Source organism: Streptomyces tricolor, from assembly GCF_002155905.1.
Lineage (GTDB): Bacteria > Actinomycetota > Actinomycetes > Streptomycetales > Streptomycetaceae > Streptomyces > Streptomyces tricolor.
Genome location: NZ_MUMF01000651.1, coordinates 1 through 1,592, shown reverse-complemented (window position 1 = coordinate 1,592; position 1,592 = coordinate 1). Strand labels below are relative to the sequence as shown.

The 1,592-nt window shown below is 75.6% G+C and carries 2 protein-coding genes; one reads left to right on the top strand and one right to left on the bottom strand.

Going from position 1 to position 1,592, the window contains the following annotated elements; all coding sequences use genetic code 11:
* Positions 1-485, bottom strand: a 485-nt coding sequence (locus CCN44_RS36450; RefSeq protein WP_167404066.1) for a TetR/AcrR family transcriptional regulator, incomplete at its 3' end; no start/stop codon positions are given.
* 130 nt (positions 486-615) lie between these two features.
* Between CCN44_RS36450 and CCN44_RS36445 the strand changes: the two genes are divergently transcribed.
* The gene (locus CCN44_RS36445) at positions 616-1,482 is read left to right on the top strand and encodes a class I SAM-dependent methyltransferase (RefSeq protein WP_086702952.1); all 867 of its coding nucleotides are present in this window, start codon (positions 616-618) and stop codon (positions 1,480-1,482) included.
* Positions 1,483-1,592 lie beyond the last annotated feature (110 nt).

The following is a 1,592-nucleotide window of genomic DNA, read 5'->3' as shown; positions in this document are numbered from 1 at the left end:
ACGGCGAGGGCGACGGTGTGCGGGTCGAGGGTGTGCGCGAGCCGGCCGAGTCTTTGCTCCTCCTGCAGGTAGCCGGTGACGGCCTCCTGGATCGCGGCGAAGCCGGGCGCCCCCTCCTCCAGCGCCGTGCGGATGCGCAGGGCCGCCGCGGGGCGGGTCATGGCCAGCCCGGACAGGGCGGGGCCGCCGGAGTCGAACAGCATGAGGGCGACGGCGCCGAGGTTCTCCGCGACCGTGCCCCGGCCGGCGAGCCGGGACAGCTCCCGCGCCCTGGCCGCCGTCCGCGCGAACCGGTTAAGGCACAGCTCGGCCACGAACTCGTCCAGCCCCGCGAAGTGCGCGTGCAGCAGCCCCTTGGCGCAGCCCGCCTCAGCGGTGACGGAGCGGCTGGTGAGCGCGCCGGGCCCGTCCTTCTCCACGATGCGCTCGGCCGCCGCGAACAGCCGCTCGCGTACGTCCGGTGTCGCCACTCCGCGCGGTGCCATGAGGTGCTTCTCCCGTTCCTGCTCAAGGGGGCTCAACTGCTGGAATCGTAGCGGCCATTGCCAGTTTGGGCACATGCCCATACTGTTTGGGCGCACGCCCATTCTCTGTCGTCCACCTCAGGAGGCACCCGTGCCGGACGTCGTCAACACCGCCCAGGCCCGCGCCTGGAACGGCCCCGAAGGCGCCCACTGGGCCCGCAACCAGGACCGCTGGAACGCCGTGAACGAGGGCTTCAACGAGCCGCTGCTCGACGCCGCGGGCATCACCGGCGAGTACCGGGTCCTCGACCTGGGCTGCGGCTCGGGGCAGACCACGCGGCTCGCCGCGCTCCGCGCCTCCCGGGGGTCCGCGCTGGGCCTGGACCTGTCCGCCCCGATGCTGGCCGCTGCGCGCTCGCGCGCGCAGCAGGAGGGCGTCACCAACGTCCGTTTCGCCCGGGGCGACGCGCAGGTCCACCCCTTCGAGGCGGGGGCGTTCGACGCGGCGATCAGCCGCTACGGGGTGATGTTCTTCGCCGACCCGGTGGCGGCCTTCGCCAACATCGGCCGGGCACTGCGGCCCGGCGGGCGGCTGGCGTTCGTGTGCCCCGCCGATGCCCGGCTCAACGGCTGGGCGGCGGTCATGGCGTCGCTGCGCGGCCTCCTGCCGGTCGGCGACTTCGGCAGGGCGGGGCTGCCGGGCATGTTCTCCCTGGCCGCCGCGGACCGCGTCCGCGAGATCCTCACCGCGGCCGGTTTCACCCACATCGCCGTCGAGCGGGCGCAGGCCGACGGGGTGTGGGGACGGGGGGCGAAGGACGCGGCCGAGTTCCTGCTGGACACGGGCCCCGGCCGCCATCTGCTGGCACAGGCCGGCGCCGGCGCGCGCACCCGCGCGCTGGACACCCTGACCGACCGACTGCGCGACCACGTCGCGGCGGACGGCACGGTACGGCTGCGCAGCACGTCGTGGCTCGTCACCGCGGCCCGCCCCACCGGCCCGTCGCACACGCTCTAGCGGCACCAGCGGCTGCGCGCGGCCCGCCGCGGCGGCGGGCCGCGCGCAGCCGCTGGTGCCGCTAGAGCGTGTGCGACGGGCCGGTGGGGCGGGCCGCGGTGACGAGCCAC